This is a genomic window from Pseudomonas sp. ANT_H12B, assembly GCF_008369325.1.
GTDB lineage: Bacteria > Pseudomonadota > Gammaproteobacteria > Pseudomonadales > Pseudomonadaceae > Aquipseudomonas.
In genome coordinates this window covers 398,117-416,455 of record NZ_VOBI01000003.1, presented here as the reverse complement: position 1 = coordinate 416,455, position 18,339 = coordinate 398,117, and the positions used below count along the sequence as shown (strand labels likewise).

At 60.2% G+C, this 18,339-nt stretch carries 17 protein-coding genes and 1 riboswitch; of the genes, 6 read left to right on the top strand and 11 right to left on the bottom strand.

Annotated elements, in window-relative coordinates; genetic code table 11:
* Positions 1 to 2: 2 nt before the first annotated feature.
* The 7 genes from FQ185_RS07110 to FQ185_RS07080 all read right to left on the bottom strand — a co-directional run bounded on the left by FQ185_RS07110 (position 3) and on the right by FQ185_RS07080 (position 6,228).
* Positions 3 to 527, bottom strand: coding sequence for a TIGR02281 family clan AA aspartic protease (locus FQ185_RS07110; RefSeq protein ID WP_149416896.1), 525 nt, complete (start codon positions 525 to 527; stop codon positions 3 to 5).
* Positions 524 to 1,513, bottom strand: a complete 990-nt coding sequence (locus FQ185_RS07105; RefSeq protein ID WP_149416895.1) for an esterase-like activity of phytase family protein — start codon at positions 1,511 to 1,513, stop codon at positions 524 to 526. Before FQ185_RS07105 ends, FQ185_RS07110 begins: the two co-directional genes overlap by 4 nt.
* Positions 1,513 to 3,417 (bottom strand): DNA topoisomerase IV subunit B, encoded by a 1,905-nt coding sequence (gene parE / locus FQ185_RS07100; protein ID WP_149416894.1) that lies wholly within the window; start codon positions 3,415 to 3,417, stop codon positions 1,513 to 1,515. The genes FQ185_RS07105 and parE overlap by 1 nt, the downstream gene beginning before the upstream one ends.
* 41 nt (positions 3,418 to 3,458) lie before the next feature.
* Positions 3,459 to 4,067: a YqiA/YcfP family alpha/beta fold hydrolase gene (locus FQ185_RS07095; RefSeq protein WP_149416893.1), complete on the bottom strand. Its 609-nt coding sequence runs from the start codon at positions 4,065 to 4,067 to the stop codon at positions 3,459 to 3,461.
* A gap of 185 nt (positions 4,068 to 4,252) precedes the next feature.
* A complete protein-coding gene (cpdA, locus tag FQ185_RS07090) occupies positions 4,253 to 5,068 on the bottom strand; it encodes a 3',5'-cyclic-AMP phosphodiesterase (protein ID WP_149416892.1) in 816 nt (271 codons plus the stop codon).
* 99 nt (positions 5,069 to 5,167) lie between these two features.
* On the bottom strand, positions 5,168 to 5,620 hold the full coding sequence (locus FQ185_RS07085) for a DUF1249 domain-containing protein (RefSeq protein ID WP_074873145.1): 453 nt from the start codon (positions 5,618 to 5,620) through the stop codon (positions 5,168 to 5,170).
* Complete coding sequence (locus FQ185_RS07080; protein ID WP_149416891.1) at positions 5,611 to 6,228, bottom strand: NUDIX domain-containing protein; 618 nt, start codon at positions 6,226 to 6,228, stop codon at positions 5,611 to 5,613. The genes FQ185_RS07085 and FQ185_RS07080 overlap by 10 nt, the downstream gene beginning before the upstream one ends.
* 229 nt (positions 6,229 to 6,457) lie before the next feature.
* Here FQ185_RS07080 and FQ185_RS07075 point away from each other — a divergent pair, with 229 nt between their 5' ends.
* Complete coding sequence (locus FQ185_RS07075; protein ID WP_149416890.1) at positions 6,458 to 7,204, top strand: RsiV family protein; 747 nt, start codon at positions 6,458 to 6,460, stop codon at positions 7,202 to 7,204.
* Here FQ185_RS07075 and cytX read toward each other — a convergent pair.
* Together cytX and thiC are read right to left on the bottom strand one after the other, a co-directional pair.
* Positions 7,173 to 8,465: a putative hydroxymethylpyrimidine transporter CytX gene (cytX, locus tag FQ185_RS07070; protein WP_149416889.1), complete on the bottom strand. Its 1,293-nt coding sequence runs from the start codon at positions 8,463 to 8,465 to the stop codon at positions 7,173 to 7,175. The genes FQ185_RS07075 and cytX overlap by 32 nt on opposite strands.
* Before the next feature lie 151 nt (positions 8,466 to 8,616).
* Positions 8,617 to 10,506, bottom strand: a complete 1,890-nt coding sequence (gene thiC / locus FQ185_RS07065) for a phosphomethylpyrimidine synthase ThiC (protein WP_149416888.1) — start codon at positions 10,504 to 10,506, stop codon at positions 8,617 to 8,619.
* A gap of 163 nt (positions 10,507 to 10,669) precedes the next feature.
* Positions 10,670 to 10,775: riboswitch (TPP riboswitch) on the bottom strand.
* Positions 10,776 to 10,968: 193 nt separating this feature from the next.
* Between thiC and FQ185_RS07060 the strand changes: the two genes are divergently transcribed.
* Entirely contained in the window at positions 10,969 to 12,408 is a 1,440-nt protein-coding gene (locus FQ185_RS07060) for a TolC family outer membrane protein (RefSeq protein WP_149416887.1), read from the top strand.
* 99 nt (positions 12,409 to 12,507) lie between these two features.
* On the opposite strand, the gene waaA is transcribed toward FQ185_RS07060, so the two are convergent.
* Both waaA and FQ185_RS07050 read right to left on the bottom strand, forming a co-directional pair.
* Positions 12,508 to 13,785: a lipid IV(A) 3-deoxy-D-manno-octulosonic acid transferase gene (gene waaA / locus FQ185_RS07055; protein ID WP_149416886.1), complete on the bottom strand. Its 1,278-nt coding sequence runs from the start codon at positions 13,783 to 13,785 to the stop codon at positions 12,508 to 12,510.
* An 11-nt stretch (positions 13,786 to 13,796) separates the two neighbouring features.
* Complete coding sequence (locus FQ185_RS07050) at positions 13,797 to 14,699, bottom strand: LysR family transcriptional regulator (protein ID WP_178113501.1); 903 nt, start codon at positions 14,697 to 14,699, stop codon at positions 13,797 to 13,799.
* Positions 14,700 to 14,803: 104 nt separating this feature from the next.
* On the opposite strand from FQ185_RS07050, the gene FQ185_RS07045 reads away from it, so the two are divergent.
* The 4 genes from FQ185_RS07045 to FQ185_RS07025 all read left to right on the top strand — a co-directional run bounded on the left by FQ185_RS07045 (position 14,804) and on the right by FQ185_RS07025 (position 18,305).
* On the top strand, positions 14,804 to 15,136 hold the full coding sequence (locus FQ185_RS07045; protein ID WP_008027887.1) for a multidrug efflux SMR transporter: 333 nt from the start codon (positions 14,804 to 14,806) through the stop codon (positions 15,134 to 15,136).
* A 183-nt stretch (positions 15,137 to 15,319) separates the two neighbouring features.
* Positions 15,320 to 16,495, top strand: a complete 1,176-nt coding sequence (locus FQ185_RS07035) for an FAD-binding oxidoreductase (RefSeq protein ID WP_149416884.1) — start codon at positions 15,320 to 15,322, stop codon at positions 16,493 to 16,495.
* The gene (locus FQ185_RS07030) at positions 16,492 to 17,304 is read left to right on the top strand and encodes an aldo/keto reductase (RefSeq protein WP_149416883.1); all 813 of its coding nucleotides are present in this window, start codon (positions 16,492 to 16,494) and stop codon (positions 17,302 to 17,304) included. The genes FQ185_RS07035 and FQ185_RS07030 overlap by 4 nt, the downstream gene beginning before the upstream one ends.
* A 32-nt stretch (positions 17,305 to 17,336) precedes the next feature.
* Entirely contained in the window at positions 17,337 to 18,305 is a 969-nt protein-coding gene (locus FQ185_RS07025; RefSeq protein ID WP_149416882.1) for a metal ABC transporter ATPase, read from the top strand.
* Positions 18,306 to 18,339: the final 34 nt, after the last annotated feature.

Sequence of the window (18,339 nt, the reverse complement as noted above, 5' to 3'; positions counted from 1 at the left end):
CCTCATCGGTTCGTTGTCTGGCGCAGCAGCATGGTGCCACCGCGCTGGGTAAATTCAAGTTTGTTCAGCGCGCTCATACCGAGCAGCACTTGATTGCCGTCCAGGCCAGGCACAACGATGGCGCGAACATCACGCAACACAATGTCGCCCAGTTGCAGCCGGTCGATACGGGTTCTATAGCCTTCGGTACGACCGCTGGCCGTGCTCAGGGTCACCCCGAAGCCTTTTTCCAGTTTCAGCCGTTCGGCCATACCACCCGGGATTGCCACTTCGGTTGCCCCGGTATCGAGCATGAAATCCACCGGCTGGCCGTTGATCTGGCCGCTGGCGACAAAATGTCCCTGGTTGTTGCTGGCCAGTTTCACTTCGATAAAACCTTCGCCCTGCTCCGAGCTGACAACCGCGTTGGGATTTTGCTGACGCTGCTCCCACTGGCCGAAAAACCGCGTCGCCAGAAACAACGCGGCGCACCAGGCCAGCACCATGAACACCCGGCCAGCGCGTTTGCCCGGTGTTTGTTGACTCATGGCTTGGCACTCCAGCCACCTTGCGGCGCGGCGAAGCGCCAGACGATCGGGAGAACCTCGCCATCGACGCGGGTACCGGTGTTGTTGTCGATGCCGATCCAGGCACCGTCGGCGTCCACGATCAGTGCTTCTTCCAGGCCATAGGCCTGTGGATAACGCCGGTTTTCCTGCAACACCTCGGCAGCGTATGACCAGCAGCGCTCGACCTTGGCCGTCTGCGCGTCACGGCGGCAAATCTTGTAGACGTTGCGCTCAAGGGTAAACAGCTTGCCGTTGAACAATGACAGATCGGCAAAATCCCGGGGCAACGCTCTGGCTCTGGGAAATTGTGCAGGTTGCATTTCCTTCCCGGCTTCGCTCAGCAGCACACAGCCGCCATCGCAGTCCCAGACGGTTTGCTTGCGCTTGATCAGCAGCAGCCCGCGACTCCCGCGCTCGGCGGCCAGCCACAATTTGTCACCTTCGGGGTTGATCGCCAGGCCTTCGAACAATGCATTGAAGCGCAGCAACATGCCACTGGCGCGGGCTTCGCGAACCATGATTGGAGAGATTTTCAGCCAGGATGCCGGCCCCGTGGGTGGCACTTGCAGCACCGCCGCGTGGGACTCGCTGACAATGTAGCGATTACCGGCACTGTCACAGGTGATGCCTTCGAAATCCAGATCGCCACCGCGGATGAACGATGCTGCCCACGCTCGTGAACGCAATCCCCCGGGCAAACCGCTGTCCGGCACCGGTGGTACGCCGATGCCGACGGCTTCGGCCTGCCAGACAGTGTTGCGAGTATCGAGGCGGTAGATCTGATCATCATCGCGATCGGAAATCGTCCACAAATCCTTGCCGCACTGGGCCAACCCGGACAGATTGCCGCCGCGCATGCCGTCGACGGGATGCTCTGACAACAGGCGCAGTTCCGGCACGGATTCGGCAAACGCCGAAACCGAGGTCAGAAGTAACGCACACGCCAGGGCAAAGCCAACCCGCATCAGCCAAGAACCTCGGCCAGATTGCCTTTGGATTCCAGCCAGGACTTGCGATCGCCGGCGCGTTTTTTCGCCAGCAGCATGTCCATCATTTCCGAGGTCGCTTCGAAATCGTCCAGCGTCAACTGCACCAGACGCCGAGTGTTCGGGTCCATGGTGGTTTCGCGCAGCTGCGGCGGGTTCATTTCACCCAGACCTTTGAATCGGGTGACCTGCGGCTTGCCGCGTTTCTTCTCGGCCACCAGACGATCGAGGATGCCATCGCGCTCGGCTTCGTCCAGGGCGTAGTAAATCTCTTTACCCAGGTCGATACGGTACAACGGCGGCATGGCGACATAGACGTGACCGGCATCCACCAGCGGGCGGAAATGCTGGACGAACAACGCGCACAGCAAAGTAGCGATGTGCAGACCGTCGGAGTCGGCGTCGGCGAGGATGCAGATTTTGCCGTAGCGCAGCTGGGCAATGTCTGCCGAGCCCGGATCGACACCAATGGCCACGGCGATGTTGTGCACTTCCTGGCTGGCCAGTACTTCACTGCCATCGACTTCCCAAGTGTTCAGAATCTTGCCGCGCAACGGCAGGATCGCTTGAAATTCTTTGTCTCGCGCCTGCTTGGCCGAACCGCCGGCGGAATCACCTTCCACCAGGAACAGCTCGGAGCGCATCGGGTCCTGCCCGGCGCAGTCGGCGAGTTTGCCCGGCAGTGCCGGCCCCGCCGTAATGCGCTTGCGCTCGACCTTCTTGCTGGCCTTCAGACGACGGCCGGCGTTGTTGATCGCCAGTTCCGCCAGCAGCATGCCGGTTTCCGGGTTGGCGTTGAGCCACAGGCTGAACGCGTCCTTGACCACACCGGAAACGAATGCCGCCGCTTCACGGGAGGACAGACGTTCTTTGGTCTGGCCGGAGAATTGCGGCTCTTGCATCTTCATCGACAGCACGAAAGCGATGCGTTCCCAGACATCTTCCGGCGCCAGCTTCACGCCGCGTGGCAGCAGGCTGCGGAACTCACAGAACTCGCGCATCGCATCAAGCAAGCCCTGACGCAGACCGTTGACGTGAGTACCGCCCTGAGCCGTCGGAATCAGGTTGACGTAACTTTCCTGAACGCTGTCGCCACCTTCCGGCAACCACAACAGCGCCCAATCAACCCCTTCTTTATTACCGGCCAGGCTGCCGCAGAACGGCTCGTTGGGCAGGCGCTCGAATTCGCTGACTGCATCTTCCAGGTAGGAGCGCAGACCATCTTCGTAATGCCATTCGACTTTCTCGCCGGTGGCCTTGTCTTCAAAACTGACCAGCAGCCCCGGGCACAGAACGGCCTTGGCCTTGAGCACGTGCTTGAGGCGGCTGATGGAGAATTTCGGGGAATCGAAGTACTTCGGGTCCGGCGCGAAAAATACGCTGGTACCGGTGTTGCGCTTGCCGACGGTGCCGATCACTTCCAGCTCGGTGGCCTTGTAGCCGTTGGCGAAAGTCATCTGGTATTCGTTGCCGTCTCGCTTGACGCGCACCCGGACTTCGGTCGACAAGGCGTTGACCACGGAAATACCCACCCCGTGCAAACCGCCGGAGAACTGGTAGTTCTTGTTGGAAAACTTGCCGCCCGCGTGGAGTTTGGTGAGGATCAGCTCGACGCCCGACACGCCTTCTTCGGCGTGAAGATCCACCGGCATGCCACGGCCGTCATCGCTGACTTCCAGGGAGTGATCGGCGTGCAGGATGACCTGCACCGAGGTCGCATGCCCGGCCAAGGCTTCGTCGACGCTGTTATCGATGACTTCCTGGGCGAGGTGGTTCGGCCGACTGGTGTCGGTGTACATGCCGGGGCGTTTGCGCACCGGGTCGAGGCCCGAGAGGACTTCGATGGCGTCTGCGTTATAAGAGCTAGCGCTGGGAGTGGCCATGGGGTCTCGTCGTCAGTGTTTATTGAAAAAGAGGCGAGGATTCACAAAGCAGTGAAATCAATCGCCTGATACAAATCTGCGCCGATGCCGGCAAAACTCAACATTGCCGGCAATCGCTCGGCAAAGCCTTGGAAACTATGGTCGCCGCCAGCCTGAATGCGCAAGGCACAGGCGCGGTAATACTGCTGGGCGAGGCGATAGTCCAGCGTTTCATCGCCGGTCTGCAACCACACCTGATACCGCTGCGGATCCTGCGGCGCCGGCACCTCCAGCGCGGCCAGGCCCGTCACGTGGTCGTGGGTCATTTCCCAGGCCTCATCGGTATACAGGTTTTTCTGCGTTCCCAGATACCCGTCGAACATCCGGTGCGGACTGACGGCAGGGTTGATCAACAGGGCCTTGAGGCCATGGCGCTCGGCCAAGTGAGTCGCATAGTAGCCGCCGAGTGAGCTGCCGACCAGCAGTGGCCGCCCCAGCTCCTCAATCGCCTTGTTTAGCTGACCGATGGCCTCACGCGGATGGTGATGCAAGGCCGGGACGCGCAACTGATCGCTCAAACCCAGACGTTCCATTACGTGTACCAACTGCGTGGCCTTTTTAGACGAAGGCGCGCTGTTGAAACCGTGGATATAAAGGATCGAACCAGACATTTGAGTTCCCTGTGCGTCGGGTAAAGAGGCGCAGTTTACAGGGAGTCGGGGATATCGGGGATATCCGTGGGAGTCAGGTTGTCTTGGCGGACGCCATCGCGAGCAGGCTCGCTCCCACAGGGGTATGCATTCCAATGTGGGAGCGAGCCTGCTCGCGATGGCCGCGCCGCGGTCTTTCTGAGAGTTCAGTAACCGTTGGAGCCGTAATCGATCTGAAAGTCGAACCCGGTGATGCGCTCCACGCCGGTTTCGAGCTGGCCATCAGGTAAAAGTCGCAACCAGCGATACCCCGGCGCCTGATCCCCCACCTTGAAATCCTCACTCCCCGGTTCGAACTGAATACACGTGGAAGGCGAGGCAATCAGCCGCACACCATTGCGATCCTGGTCGATCTCCTGATGCACATGCCCCCACAAAACAGCCCGCACCTGCGGAAACCGATCCAGCACCGCAAACAACGCCTCAGGATTACGCAAACCGATAGGCTCCATCCACTCACACCCGATCGACACCGGATGATGATGGAAGCACACCAGATGATGCCTCTCAGGCGCCTCACTCAACGAACGGGCCAGCAACTGCAACTGCTCATCCTGCAAATACCCCGGCACCGAACCCGGAACAGCCGAATCGAGCAACGTGACCCGCCAGTTACCAACATCCACCACCGGCTCCAGCAAGGCACTCTGCACGGCAGCCTCGGCCATGATCTGCGGTTCATCATGATTGCCGGGAATCCAGCGCGCCGGCGCATCGAGTTGCCGCGTCAGGTCCCGAAACTGCTGATAGGACTCCAGCGTCCCGTCCTGAGACAAATCACCACTGGCGACAATCAGATCGATACGCGGCTGCTGAAGCCGTACCAGCTCGATGACTTTTTGCAGGCTGTCGCGCGTATTCATGCCCAGCAACGTCCCGTCCGTGTCGGCAAACAGATGACTGTCGGAGAGTTGCACCAGTAACGCCGAATCGGCGGTGGTCAATGTGGATACGCTCGGCAAGGCGTTCTCCCAGGGCTGAATCACGGAATTGAATGAGTGCCGCGATTATGCTGGGGGACGATCAAAAGGGGAAACCTGCGAACCTGACGCAGTTCACATCTATCGAACGACGGCGTATTCGTGCCCACACGCCAGGCAATGGCTCAGCCACTCCCCCAGAAACATATTCAGCTGGGCCTTTTCGTCCGGCTGATGCATCGAAGCGTTCGGGTAAGGATAGATGCCGCGAAAGCGTCGCGCATGTTCGGCGCTGACCACTTCGGCCATGCACGCGTCGTGATAGACCTGAACCTCCAGTTGTGGTACCGGCAGCCACGGCAGGCTGTGTTCCTGGCGCACTTGCAAGGTCGTGGTGTACGGACAAACTTGAAGCACTTCGAGGGCCAGTACACCGAGCATCTGCTCGCCGTGGGTCACGGCTATGCGCCGCGCCTCCGGCTCGTTGCGCATATCGGGCAGCAGTCGCATCAGGCGCGCGTAGTTCGCCTCGCAGGACGCTTGCAGCCCCACCAGGTCCACCCTATAGCGATCGCGCAGCTTGTTTACGACCATAACCCCCTCACTTCAACGCGGTTCAAAGCTAACCATTGCAAGGCAATGATGCTGGCCGCGTTGGCAATTCGTCCGTCGCGTACGGCCTGCAGGGCATCTTCGAACGCCCAGACCGTGACGCGGATATCTTCTGCTTCTTCCTCCAGCCCATGCAGGCCGCCGACGCCGGTGCTGTCGCAACGCCCCAGGTACAAGTGCACAAATTCATTGCTGCCGCCCGGCGATGGAAAGTATTTGGTCATCGGCCAGAGCGCCCCGAACACAAGCCCAGCTTCCTCCTGCGCTTCACGGTGAGCAACTTCTTCCGGCACTTCATCCTTGTCGATCAGACCAGCGACCAATTCGATCAGCCATGGATTGTCGGTCTTGCCCATGGCGCCCACGCGAAACTGCTCGATCAGCACCACTTCATCGCGCTGCGGATCGTATGGCAGCACACACACCGCATCGTGACGAACAAACACTTCACGATTGATCTCGCGACTCATGCCACCGGCAAACAACTCGTGACGCAAGTGCACACGATCGAGCTTATAAAAGCCCTCATAGCACTTTTCGCGCCGAACGATATCAACGGTGGTCGGAATGGCGTTGGCAAAATCAGTCATGACAATCCTCGTTTACTGCAAATCCGATCCGAGGCTCTTTTTTGTTACTTGCAACCTCGACTTCGCGCCATCCTAACGCGCCCGTGACGTTTGATGCAGCCCCTTTCCAGCCATCGGGATAGACGGTGAGGGCGAAACCAACTCTAATTAGCTTAGTGGCGAACTGACTGCTTCGTTGAGAGTCGAAGCGGATAACTTTTCGCCTTTCCCTGTTTTATGAAGGACGCCCATGTCGCTTTTTAAAATCGCCTCCGTGGCTGCAATCGCCCTGACTCTGGGCGCATGCCAGAGCCTGTTCCAGCCCAATTACCGAGCGCCACTGGAAACCACCCGCGACGCCTCCGAACAGCTGAAATCAGGCTGCACCAACCAGGATTGCCCGTTGGTGAACATCGACACCCTGCGCTTCCCGGCCGAACCGCAACTGGATGGCATCATCGAAAAACGTCTGCTGCAAATGACCCGCACCTCTCCCGACGCCCCGGTGGCGCCGACGTTGGCGGCGTATCGCGAGCAATTTTTGAGCAGTGCCGGCCCGCGTTACAGCAGCTATCTGCAAGCCAAGGTACGTGAGCAGCATGACGGCTTGGTGATCGTTGAATTCTCCAGCTACCTGGACACCGGCGGTGCTCATGGCACGCCGGGCCGTAGTTTCATCAACTATTCACGTCAGCAGCACAAGGTGCTGACCCTGTCGGATATGTTGGTGCCCGGGCAGGAAGAGGCGTTCTGGAAAGCCGCGCAGGTGGCGCACAACAGCTGGCTGATCAGCACCAAACTCGATCAGGAACCGGAGTTTGTGAAGAGCTGGCCCTTCGTGAAAACCCAGAACGTGGCGCTGACGTACGGCGGGGTGATCCTCAAGTACGAAGTGAGCACCATCGCGCCTTACGCGCTGGGTCACGTCGAACTGAAGATCCCTTACCCACGCCTGAACGGCATTCTCAAGCCCGAGCTGTTTCCCGGCCGTAACTGAAGGCCCGGCCCAGCACCAGCTGAAGCAGCCCTGCCAGCACCAGAGCCGGCAGGGTTGCGCCGATGTCCGGATACAGATTAGCCAGCAAATGATAGGTGCTCACCCCGCCCAACCAGGCGAGCAACGCCGGCCAGCGCAATGCGGCTGACGCCACCTGAGCACTGCGTTTGCGCAGGATGAAGTGATCCACCAGCACCACGCCGAACAGCGGCGCAAACACCGAACCGATCAACAGCAGGAAATTCTGGTACTGAGCCAATGGCGCCAGCAAGGCGATCAATGTGCAGATCACGCCGATGACCAGCGCCAGATGCTCGACTTTCAAGCGCAACAAAATTCCGCTGGAAACCGCTGCCGAATGAATGTCGGCGAAGGCGTTTTCAGATTCATCCAGCAGAATCAGCAGCAGCGGAATCCCCAGGCCAGCACCGGCCAGTGCCAACAGCAAGGCATTCACTTCACCGCTCGGCGCAAACGCCAGGGTGTAAGCCACGCCCAGACTCATCAACCAGAAATTACCGATAAAGAAACCGATAGCGGTGCCACCGAAGACGTTTTTCGCGCGCTTGCCGAAACGTGAATAGTCGGCAATCAGCGGCAACCACGACAGCGGCATGGCGATGGCAATGTCGAAGCCCACGGCGAACGGCATCGAACCATCACCGGCCTGCGCCCACAACGCGGCCAGATCGGCCTTGGCGAAGAGGTTCCAGGTCAACCAGATGCACGCGGCCAGCAGCAGCCAGATGCCCCACTTGCGCAGGATCTGTCGCACGAAGGTTAACGGGCCACTGACGGCCAGCAAAGTCGCCAAACCACCAAAGAACACAGTCCACAGCAGTGGACTCGACAGCAGACTGCCTTCGCTGAACGCACGCGCGCCGAGCAGGCTGGCGGCATCGCGCATGACGATGATTTCGAACGAACCCCAACCGATCAGTTGCAGCAGGTTCAGCACGGCCGGCAGGCTCGCGCCACGTTTGCCGAGGCTGAGTTTGAGCGCCGCCATGGACGACAGGCCGGTGTCACTGCCGATCACGCCGACGGCGGCCAGCAGTAGAACGCCGATCAGGGTGCCGAGGAAGATCGCCAGCAGCGAGCCGGACAGGCCCAGGCCTGGCGCGAGAAGCGCGCCCGTCTGCAGGACCATCAGGCCGATGCCGAGGGAGAACCACAGGGAAAACAGATCGCGGCCACCGAAGACACGTTTGTCTTTGGGTACCGCGATATCAGGGGAATACGTGCTGGGTTGAATGCTCAAGGGTGTTATCTCAGAGGGACATTTGTTGTTGTGTAGATCGCTATCGCCAGCAGGCTGGCTCCCACAGGGGACTTGTGAACACCACAAATCCAGTGTGGGAGCCAGCCTGCTGGCGATGGGGCCGGTGCAGGCCCCACCTTTTCAGGTCAGATCAAACCTTCTTGTACAGCTGGCTGCCTTCCTGTTTAAACCGCTCGGCCTGTTCCGCCAATCCCCGGGCGACCTCGGCATCGACCGTTTCGATGCGCTGGTTGGCCGCGTATTCGCGGACTTCCTGGGTGATCTTCATCGAACAGAATTTCGGTCCGCACATGGAGCAGAAGTGCGCGACCTTGGCCGAATCCTTCGGCAGGGTCTCATCGTGATACGAACGAGCGGTGTCCGGATCGAGGCCCAGGTTGAACTGGTCTTCCCAACGGAATTCGAAACGCGCCTTGCTCAAGGCATTGTCGCGGATCTGCGCGCCCGGATGCCCTTTCGCCAGATCGGCGGCATGCGCGGCGATCTTGTAGGTGATGATCCCGGTCTTCACGTCATCCTTGTTCGGCAGGCCCAAGTGTTCCTTCGGCGTGACGTAGCAGAGCATGGCGCAACCGAACCAGCCGATCATCGCCGCACCAATGCCGGAGGTGATGTGGTCGTAGCCCGGCGCGATGTCGGTGGTCAGCGGGCCGAGGGTGTAGAACGGCGCCTCGTCGCAGCACTCAAGCTGCTTGTCCATGTTCTCTTTGATCAACTGCATCGGCACGTGGCCCGGGCCTTCGATCATGCATTGCACGTCGTGCTTCCAGGCGATCTTGGTCAGCTCGCCGAGGGTTTCCAGCTCACCGAATTGCGCAGCGTCGTTGGCGTCGGCAATCGAGCCCGGACGCAGGCCATCGCCCAGCGAGAAGCTGACGTCGTAGGCCTTCATGATTTCGCAGATGTCTTCGAAATGGGTGTAGAGGAAGTTCTCTTTGTGATGCGCCAGGCACCACTTGGCCATGATCGAACCGCCACGGGAAACGATCCCGGTGACGCGCTTGGCGGTCAGCGGCACGTAGCGCAGCAACACGCCGGCGTGGATGGTGAAGTAGTCGACGCCCTGCTCGGCTTGTTCGATCAGCGTGTCGCGAAACAGCTCCCAGGTCAGGTCTTCGGCAGCGCCGTCGACTTTTTCCAGGGCCTGATAAATCGGTACCGTACCGATCGGCACCGGCGAGTTGCGGATGATCCATTCGCGGGTTTCGTGAATGTGTTTGCCGGTGGACAGGTCCATGACCGTGTCCGAACCCCAGCGAATGCCCCAGGTCAGTTTCGCCACTTCTTCTTCGATGGACGAACCCAAGGCGCTGTTGCCGATGTTGCCGTTGATCTTCACCAGGAAGTTACGGCCGATGATCATCGGTTCCAGTTCGGTGTGGTTGATGTTGGCCGGAATGATCGCGCGACCGCGGGCGATCTCTTCACGGACGAATTCGGGAGTGATGATTTTCGGCACGCTGGCGCCGAAGCTGTGACCGGCGTGTTGCTGGTCCAGCAGGCCAGCGGCGCGGGCCACTTCAAGCTTCATGTTTTCGCGGATGGCGACGTATTCCATCTCGGCGGTGATGATGCCTTTGCGGGCGTAGTGCATCTGGCTGACGTTGGCCCCGGCCTTGGCGCGGCGCGGGTTGTTCACGTGGGCGAAACGCAGCTTGGTCAGCTCGGCATCGGCGAGGCGTTCCTGGCCGAAGTTCGAGCTCAGACCTGGCAGACGCTCGGTGTCGCCACGGGATTCGATCCACGGCGAACGCACATCGGCGAGGCCTTTGCGCACGTCGATGATGACGTTGGGGTCGGTGTACGGGCCCGAAGTGTCGTACACAACGACAGGCGCGTTGATCTCGCCGCCGAAGTCGGTCGGGGTCACATCAAGGCTGATTTCGCGCATCGGCACGAGGATGTCCGGGCGGGAGCCCTGAACATAGATTTTTTGCGAGCGGGTAAACGGTTGAACCGATTGTTGATCGACTTGGGCCGAGTCACTCAGGTTCGTAGTGTTTTTTAGTTTTATCGTCATCACGGGCTCTCCGAACACATCCAGGCAGTGGATTTTTTGTCGGAGCGAACCTGTAAACGAATGGACGCACGCGTCGCTAAAACTAGCGGGTGCTGTGCTCAGTGCTCGAGGGGTGTTCGATTGTCGAACAACATCCCGGACGAAGCACAAGAGGACTCGCCGGGTGACGAGAAATCTTGTTCCCTACGCAGGCGCTAACCTGATCAGGTTCAACGGGATCCGAAATTATTCGATCTCAGCCTCATAGCAAGGCACCCCGACAAGAACCCGGCCAGTCTAGACACAACCGGCAAAGAACGCCAACACCGCGGTAAACACCGTGATGAATGGCGCAATTACAGGATTGTTGCCGCACGTGTGCGCAACTACACTCGCAACGGCCATGTTGCACATTGACGGTACGTGGCCCGCGCCGTACCTTTGGCGCTCAAATTATCAGCGTAATTTTTTAGGGATCGCCTCATGCTGCGCAAACTCTCACTGGCCGTTGCCGTGTCTTGTGCGTCCAATGGAATGGCCTGGGCAGCAGAAGCGCCCTTATCGACCAAAACCGATCTGGTCAGCGTCTATCAGGAAGCGGTGGACAACAACGCGGACCTCGCCGCAGCCATCGCTCAATATGGCGCCCAGAAAGAAGTTGTGCCCCAGGCTCGCGCCGGGCTGCTGCCCAATCTCTCGGGCGGTGCCGAACTTGCCAACGTGCGCACGGTGATCGATCAGCCTTCGGCCACCGCCAACCGTAACGCTCACTCCTATCAAGCGACCTTGGCGCAACCGCTGTTCCGTGCCGATCGCTGGTTCCAGTTTCAGGCCGCCAAAGACGTCAACGAACAGGCCGCGCTGCAACTCTCGGCGACCCAGCAAAACCTGATCCTGCAAACCGCCGAAAGCTACTTCAACGTGTTGCGCAGCCAGGACACCCTCGCCTCGACCAAGGCCGAGGAAGCCGCGTTCAAGCGCCAGCTCGATCAGTCCAACGAACGCTTCGACGTCGGTCTTTCCGACAAGACCGACGTGCTGCAATCCCAGGCCAGTTACGACACCGCGCGGGCCAACCGGATCGTCGCGCAGCGCCAGGTGGACGATGCGTTCGAAGCGTTGATCACCCTGACCAACCGTCAGTACAACTCGGTCCAGGGCATCGTTCACACGCTGCCGATCCTCGCGCCGGTACCGAACGACGCCAAAGCCTGGGTCGACACGGCGGCGAAACAGAATCTCAATCTGTTGGCCAGCAACTACGCCGTCAGCGCCGCCGAAGAAACCCTCAAGCAGCGCAAGGCCGGCCATGCGCCCACCGTGGATGCCGTGGCGAAATACGAGAAGGGTGACAACGATGCCATGGGCTTCAGCAACCCGAACGCCTTTGGCCAGCCTTACGGTGGCAACGTCGAGCAAACGACGGTAGGCCTGCAATTGAACATCCCGATCTACAGCGGCGGCCTGATCAACTCCCAGGTGCGCGAATCGTACTCACGCCTCGACCAGACCGAGCAGCAACGCGAATCCCTGCGTCGGCAAGTGGTGGAAAGCACCCGCAACCTGCACCGCGCGGTGAACACCGACGTCGAGCAGGTGCAGGCGCGCAAACAGTCGATCATCTCCAACCAGAGCGCGGTGGAAGCGACTGAAATCGGTTACCAGGTGGGCACGCGAAACATCGTCGACGTACTGGATGCCCAGCGTCAGCTGTACACCTCGGTGCGCGACTACAACAACACGCGTTACGACTACATCCTCGACAACCTGCGCTTGAAGCAGGCCGCCGGCACGTTGAACCCGGGGGATTTGCAGGACCTGGCGCGGTATCTCAAGGCCGACTACAACCCGGACAAGGACTTCCTGCCACCGGATCTGGCGAAGGCTGCGGCGGATCAGTTGAAAGCCAGACCGGGTCAGTAAAAAGCAAAAGCTTCGCGAGCAGGCTCGCTCCCACATTGGTTCTGCGAACGACGCAGTCCATGTGGGAGCGGGCTTGCTCGCGAATGCAGGCGACGCGGTCTACCGGTCGGTCAACCGCCCCAACCCCTCCAGCAACCGCTGCAACGCGCCCTGATTGGTGCGCATGACTTTCAACCCCGCCTCCGCCATCCGCTGCGTATCGCTTGGCAACTCGAACAGCCGCTGCACCGCCAGCGCCAGACCTTCGGCATCCTCCACTTCCTGCAACGCGCCAGCGCTACGCAACTGCGCGGCGATTTCGAGAAAGTTGAACAGGTGCGGTCCGCTCAATACCGGTTTGGCCAACGCCGCAGGTTCCAGCAGGTTGTGCCCACCGTTCGGCACCAGACTGCCGCCAACAAAAGCGCTGTCGGCCAAGGCGTAGAGAAACAGCAACTCGCCCATGGTATCGCCCAGCAGCACCGACGTTTGCGCGGTCACCGGCTCGCCCGTGGATCGACGCACGGTGGTGAAACCCTGCTGCCGACACAACTCGAACACCGGGTTGAAACGCTCTGGATGGCGCGGCACCAGAATCAGCAACGCATCGGGATGGTTGGCAAGCAATTGACGATGAGCCGCCAGCACCACTTCGTCTTCACCGTCGTGAGTGCTGGCGGCGATCCACACCGGACGCTCCTGCGCCTGCCATTGCGTACGCAACTCGGTGGCACGCTGAAGCAGTGCCGGGTCGATGGTCAGGTCGAACTTGATCGAACCGGTCACTTCAACCGTTTCCGCTCGTGCGCCCAATTCACGGAAGCGCTGAGCCTCGGCTTCGGTCTGCACGGCAAACAGGCTCATCTCAGCGAGCATCGGCTGGGTCAGTTTACGGAAACGGCCATAGCCCTTGGCCGAGCGCTCGGACAATCGAGCATTGGCCAGCGCCACGGGAATTCCACGTTTGGCGCACTGGTGAATGTGGTTCGGCCAGAGCTCGGTTTCCATGATCACCGCCAGTTTCGGCTGAACCCGATCAAGGAATCGCGCTGCAGCGCACGGCAAGTCGTAAGGCAAATAGCAGTGCTGGATGCGCGGCTCATTGGCGAACAGCGCCTGGATGCGCTCGGACCCGGTCGGGGTCATGCAGGTCACGGTGATCGGCAACTGTGGATAACGTTGCAGCAACGCACGAATCATCGGCGCCGCGGCAATGCTTTCGCCCACGGACACTGCGTGCACCCAGATCCCGCCTGGCTTCATCGCCGGCAGACCGAAGGAGAACCGTTCGCCAATGCGCTTGGCGTACGCCGGCGCCTTGCGCGCCCGCAGCCAAAGCCGAATCGCTACCAGTGGCAGCCCCAGGTAAAACAGCACGGTGTAGAGAGTTCTATTCATGGCGGCGGAGTTTATCGGCTTTTGTCGCTGATCGCCTGCAAGTGCACGGCAAAACGTTCCGCCAACCAACGCGCTGCCGGGCCGAGGGGCTCGTCGCGGCGCCAGACCAGTTCCACAATCAATGCGGGCGGGGTCCATTCGCTGACCAGTTCGACCATTTGATTCTGATACGCCGGATACTGCACCACGTGTCGCGGCAGCCAGGCCCAGCCGAGACCGCGCACCAGCCATTCAGCCATCACATAAAAGCTGTCCGCCCGCCAGACTTGCGGGCTGGCCGGCTCGCTGCCGGGGTAGACACTGGACTGCGTGGACATCAGCAACTGGCGATACTGCGCCAGCTCCTGACAGTCCACGCCTGTCTTCGCCGCCAGCGGGTGCCCGACGCCGCACACCGTGACCATCTCGACGCTGCCCAGCACCCGACGTTCGAGCGCTTCGGGAATTTGATCGTGATAAAACAACAGCCCCAGATCCGCCCGGCGCTCCACCAGTTTGCGCGCCACATCGCCCTGGGCTGCGCTGGTCAACTGCACTTCAAGGCTGGGGAATTTCTCTGCCAGCGCTTCGAAGCTTTCGATGATTGGCTGATAGGGCATCGCCTCGTCCTGAGCCACGCGCAAGCGAGCCTCCTGACCGCGCATCATCGCCAGCGCCCGGCCGTTCAGTCGCTCGCACTGGCGCAACACTTCTCGCGCCTCTTCCAGCAATGCATTGCCGGCCTCGGTAAGCTTCGGCTGGCGACCGCTGCTGCGGTCGAACAGGCTCACACCCAAATCCTCTTCGAGCAGCGCAATTGCACTGCTGACTGCCGACTGTGCCTTGCGCTGATCCCGCGCCACCGCCGAGAACGAGCGCTGTTCCGCTACGCTGACAAACAGTCGCAGCTGTTCCAGATTCCATTGCATGCTCATGCCTTCAACCCATCTTCAGAACAGATAGGTAATGACTTTACCGCATCTGAAGAATCTCTAGAATGCCGAACTCAGAAAGCAACACTTCACACGAGGATGCACCTATGACCGCTTACTACTACCTGGCCATTGCCATCTGCGCCGAAGTGATCGCCACTGTTTCGATGAAAGCCGTCAAAGGCTTCAGCACGCCACTGCCGCTGATTCTGGTCATCGTCGGTTATGGCATTGCCTTCTGGATGCTGACCCTGGTGGTGCGCAGCGTTCCGGTGGGTGTGGCATACGCGGTGTGGGCAGGCATGGGGATTGTGATGGTCAGCGTTGCGGCGCTGTTTATCTATGGGCAGAAACTGGATGTGCCGGCAATGCTGGGGATGGCGCTCATCGTACTGGGAGTTGTGGTGATTCAACTCTTCTCCAAAACCGCCGGCCACTAAGATCCGAAGCCCAATCCATTGTGGGAGCGAGCCTGCTCGCGAATGCGGTGTGTCATTCAAGATTGATGTTGGCTGACATCACGCCTTCGCGAGCAGGCTCGCTCCCACAGTTTGATCACCAACAAATCCCCTCTTCTTCGAGTCTGTATACTGCGCCCTCGTCTTGAACACTGAGGTCGCTGCATGCCATCCGTTATTTCCACCGACGTTCTGATTGTCGGCGCTGGTGTCGCCGGCCTCTGGCTGAATGCGCGTCTGCGCCGCCAGGGTTTTTCGACCGTGTTGGTGGAAAGCGCCAGCCTCGGTGGCGGACAGAGCGTGAAATCCCAGGGCATCATCCACGGCGGTGCCAAGTACGCGCTGCACGGCGCCCTCACCGGGGCCTCGGAAGCCATTGCCGACATGCCGCGTCGCTGGCGTGAAGCCTTGGCGGGCGACGGCGAACTGGACCTGTCCGGCGTGCGTCTGCTGTCCGAAGCCCACTACCTCTGGTCCCCCGGCACGATCGCCGGCAACCTCACCAGTTTCTTCGCCAGCAAAGCCGTGCGCGGCCGCGTCGATCAGGTCAAGGGCGATCAACTCCCGCCGGCGCTGCAAGACAAGCGTTTCAAGGGCAAGGTTTACCGATTGGCCGAACTGGTGATCGACGTGCCGAGCCTTATCCAGCGCCTGGCCGATCTGGCAGGTGATGGCTTGCTCGCCGGGCAGAAGATCGAACCGTTGCTGGAGGGTGGAATACTGGTCGGCCTGAAGGTTGACGAACGTGAGATTCGCGCCCAACGCATCGTCCTGAGCGCTGGTGCCGGTACGGCGACGCTGCTTGAAGCACTGGGGCTGAGCCAACCCGCCATGCAACGCCGGCCTTTGCACATGATCATCGCCAAAGGCCCAAGCCTCAAACCGCTGTATGCCCATTGCCTGGGCGGCGGCACCAAACCGCGCATTACCGTGACCACCCACCCGGCAGCCGATGGCCAATGGGTCTGGTATCTGGGCGGCGATATTGCCGAAGCCGAAGGTGTTGCCCGCAACCCTGCCGAACAAATCGCCACGGCGCAAAAAGAACTCGGCCAGTTACTGCCATGGATCGACCTGAGCACGGCGCAATGGGCAACCTTGCGAGTGGATCGCGCCGAGCCACTGCAATCAGGCCTGACCCGTCCTGACAATGCATTCCTTGCCGAAGAAGGCCGGTTGCTGGTTGGCTGGCCAACCAAATTGGCGCTGGCTCCGGACTTTGCTGATCGCGTCATCGCGTCCTTGCAGCGCGACGGCATCCAGCCGAGCAATCTTGCGCCGCTGCCCGACCTGCCAAAACCGCCGATGGGCATCCCTGCCTGGGAGCAACTGTTGCCATGAGCCAACCGACCCTCCATGAATTGCATCGTCCTTTGGGCAGTACCGGCCTTATGGTTTCGCCACTGGGTCTGGGCACCGTGAAACTCGGCCGCGATCAAGGCGTGAAGTACCCCAACGGCTTTCAGATCCCTGACGATGACGAAGCACGCATGCTGCTCAAACTCGCACGCGATTTGGGCATCAACCTGATCGACACCGCCCCGGCTTATGGTCGCAGCGAAGAACGCCTGGGCCCGTTGTTGCGCGGCCAGCGTCAGGACTGGGTGATTGTCAGCAAGGTCGGCGAAGAGTTTACCGGCGGTCAGTCGAGTCACGACTTCAGCGCGGCCCATACCCGGCTTTCGGTGGAGCGCAGCCTGCAACGTCTGGAAACGGATTTCATCGATCTGGTGCTGGTGCACTCCGACGGCAACGACCTGGCGATTCTCAATGACAGCGAGGTCTACGCAACCCTCGCCGAGCTGAAAAGCGAAGGCAAGATTCGCGGCTTCGGCTTTTCCGGAAAAACGGTCGAAGGCGGCTTGAAGGCTCTGGAACAGGGTGATTGCGCGATGGTCACCTACAATCTGAACGAACAGAACGAGAAGCCCGTCATTGACTATGCTGCTGCTCACGGCAAAGCCATTCTGGTGAAAAAAGCCCTCGCCAGCGGTCACGTGTGCCTGAGCCCGGGCGTGGACCCTGTGCGTGCCAGCTTCGAGTTGTTGTTTGAACATCCGGGTGTTGCCAGTGCTATTGTCGGCACCATTAATCCGCTGCACCTCGCCCACAACGTCGCGACCGTAGCCCAAGTCCTACGTAAAAACTGACGCCGCCCATGCGGCCTTAAGCAGGAGTCGACATGTCGCGTACGCTCATAAGAAAGAACCCGAGCAACTTCAAGACCCTGCCGTTACACGTCGAAGCGACTCCCGAAGGCTTGAGCTATCAGAGCGTCGGGATGCCGCTCAATTTCTCCCAGACCCTGCAACGTCGCCGCCCGGTGACAGTGGCCGATACCGATCGGTTTTCCCTGGAGCTGGCCAACCTGGGGGTCTCGGTGCGCCTGACCCTGCATTGGCAGAATCGCGATTACTGGGTATTGGTGCGCCAGCGCCGGCAGGACCGCGGTGATGTGGTGCTCAAGCTGATCTCCGGTTATGTGCCGGCCCATGAGCTGAATCTGCCGCTGCACACAGCCATCCAGGAGATTGCTGAAGAGTGCCTGCTGGAAACTCCGGAAGGCTGGCTCGGCGGGCGCTTCAATGACACCTGGCTGCCGGCGCCCTACTCCTGCGCCCTGCATTATCGCGAGGCGTTGCCGTTTCGCCTGACGCCGTTATCCGGCTCGGCACGACCGGTGCGTTGCGCCAACATGCAGTTGATCGAACGTCCACGCGCTTACGTGCATTTGCCGACCGCGTCGCTGCAATTGATCTATGACTTGCGCCTGGACGTGCCCAAGGAAGCCAAGTCCTTGAGCCTGTTTCATGTCGACGAACGACTGGAGGGCGATCAACTGGTAGCCCGGCTTGATCGCAAGCGTCCGGATTTGTACTTGATGCCGTTGCAGGACGGTCAGCCGATGGCCGAACTCTATACCTTGAAAAAGGATCAGTTATACCCGGCGAGTACTCGCGGGTTGTACCTGGCAGAGAGCTTTGCCCAGCAGGAAGGCTGGTTGGTGCGCGATGAGCGGATTCGCTGGAAGGATTGGGTGCGGCAGCAGGGTCTGAGCCCGCCGGGAAAGGATTCGGGCCTGGACCGGTTGCGCGGAAAAGCCAAGCAATTACTGAAGAAGATCGTGCCGCGTAAAAAAGTCAGTTCTTGATCGTTCCCACGCAGAGCGTGGGAACGATCAAGTG

Bases quoted from the DNA above. Each gene is read 5' to 3' on its own strand.
- FQ185_RS07110 (WP_149416896.1), bottom strand. From the start codon at position 527: ATGAGTCAACAAACACCGGGCAAACGCGCTGGCCGGGTGTTCATGGTG.
- FQ185_RS07105 (WP_149416895.1), bottom strand. From the start codon at position 1,513: ATGCGGGTTGGCTTTGCCCTGGCGTGTGCGTTACTTCTGACCTCGGTT.
- parE (WP_149416894.1), bottom strand. From the start codon at position 3,417: ATGGCCACTCCCAGCGCTAGCTCTTATAACGCAGACGCCATCGAAGTC.
- FQ185_RS07095 (WP_149416893.1), bottom strand. From the start codon at position 4,067: ATGTCTGGTTCGATCCTTTATATCCACGGTTTCAACAGCGCGCCTTCG.
- FQ185_RS07085 (WP_074873145.1), bottom strand. From the start codon at position 5,620: ATGGTCGTAAACAAGCTGCGCGATCGCTATAGGGTGGACCTGGTGGGG.
- FQ185_RS07080 (WP_149416891.1), bottom strand. From the start codon at position 6,228: ATGACTGATTTTGCCAACGCCATTCCGACCACCGTTGATATCGTTCGG.
- FQ185_RS07075 (WP_149416890.1), top strand. From the start codon at position 6,458: ATGTCGCTTTTTAAAATCGCCTCCGTGGCTGCAATCGCCCTGACTCTG.
- thiC (WP_149416888.1), bottom strand. From the start codon at position 10,506: ATGACGATAAAACTAAAAAACACTACGAACCTGAGTGACTCGGCCCAA.
- FQ185_RS07060 (WP_149416887.1), top strand. From the start codon at position 10,969: ATGCTGCGCAAACTCTCACTGGCCGTTGCCGTGTCTTGTGCGTCCAAT.
- waaA (WP_149416886.1), bottom strand. From the start codon at position 13,785: ATGAATAGAACTCTCTACACCGTGCTGTTTTACCTGGGGCTGCCACTG.
- FQ185_RS07050 (WP_178113501.1), bottom strand. From the start codon at position 14,699: ATGAGCATGCAATGGAATCTGGAACAGCTGCGACTGTTTGTCAGCGTA.
- FQ185_RS07045 (WP_008027887.1), top strand. From the start codon at position 14,804: ATGACCGCTTACTACTACCTGGCCATTGCCATCTGCGCCGAAGTGATC.
- FQ185_RS07035 (WP_149416884.1), top strand. From the start codon at position 15,320: ATGCCATCCGTTATTTCCACCGACGTTCTGATTGTCGGCGCTGGTGTC.
- FQ185_RS07030 (WP_149416883.1), top strand. From the start codon at position 16,492: ATGAGCCAACCGACCCTCCATGAATTGCATCGTCCTTTGGGCAGTACC.
- FQ185_RS07025 (WP_149416882.1), top strand. From the start codon at position 17,337: ATGTCGCGTACGCTCATAAGAAAGAACCCGAGCAACTTCAAGACCCTG.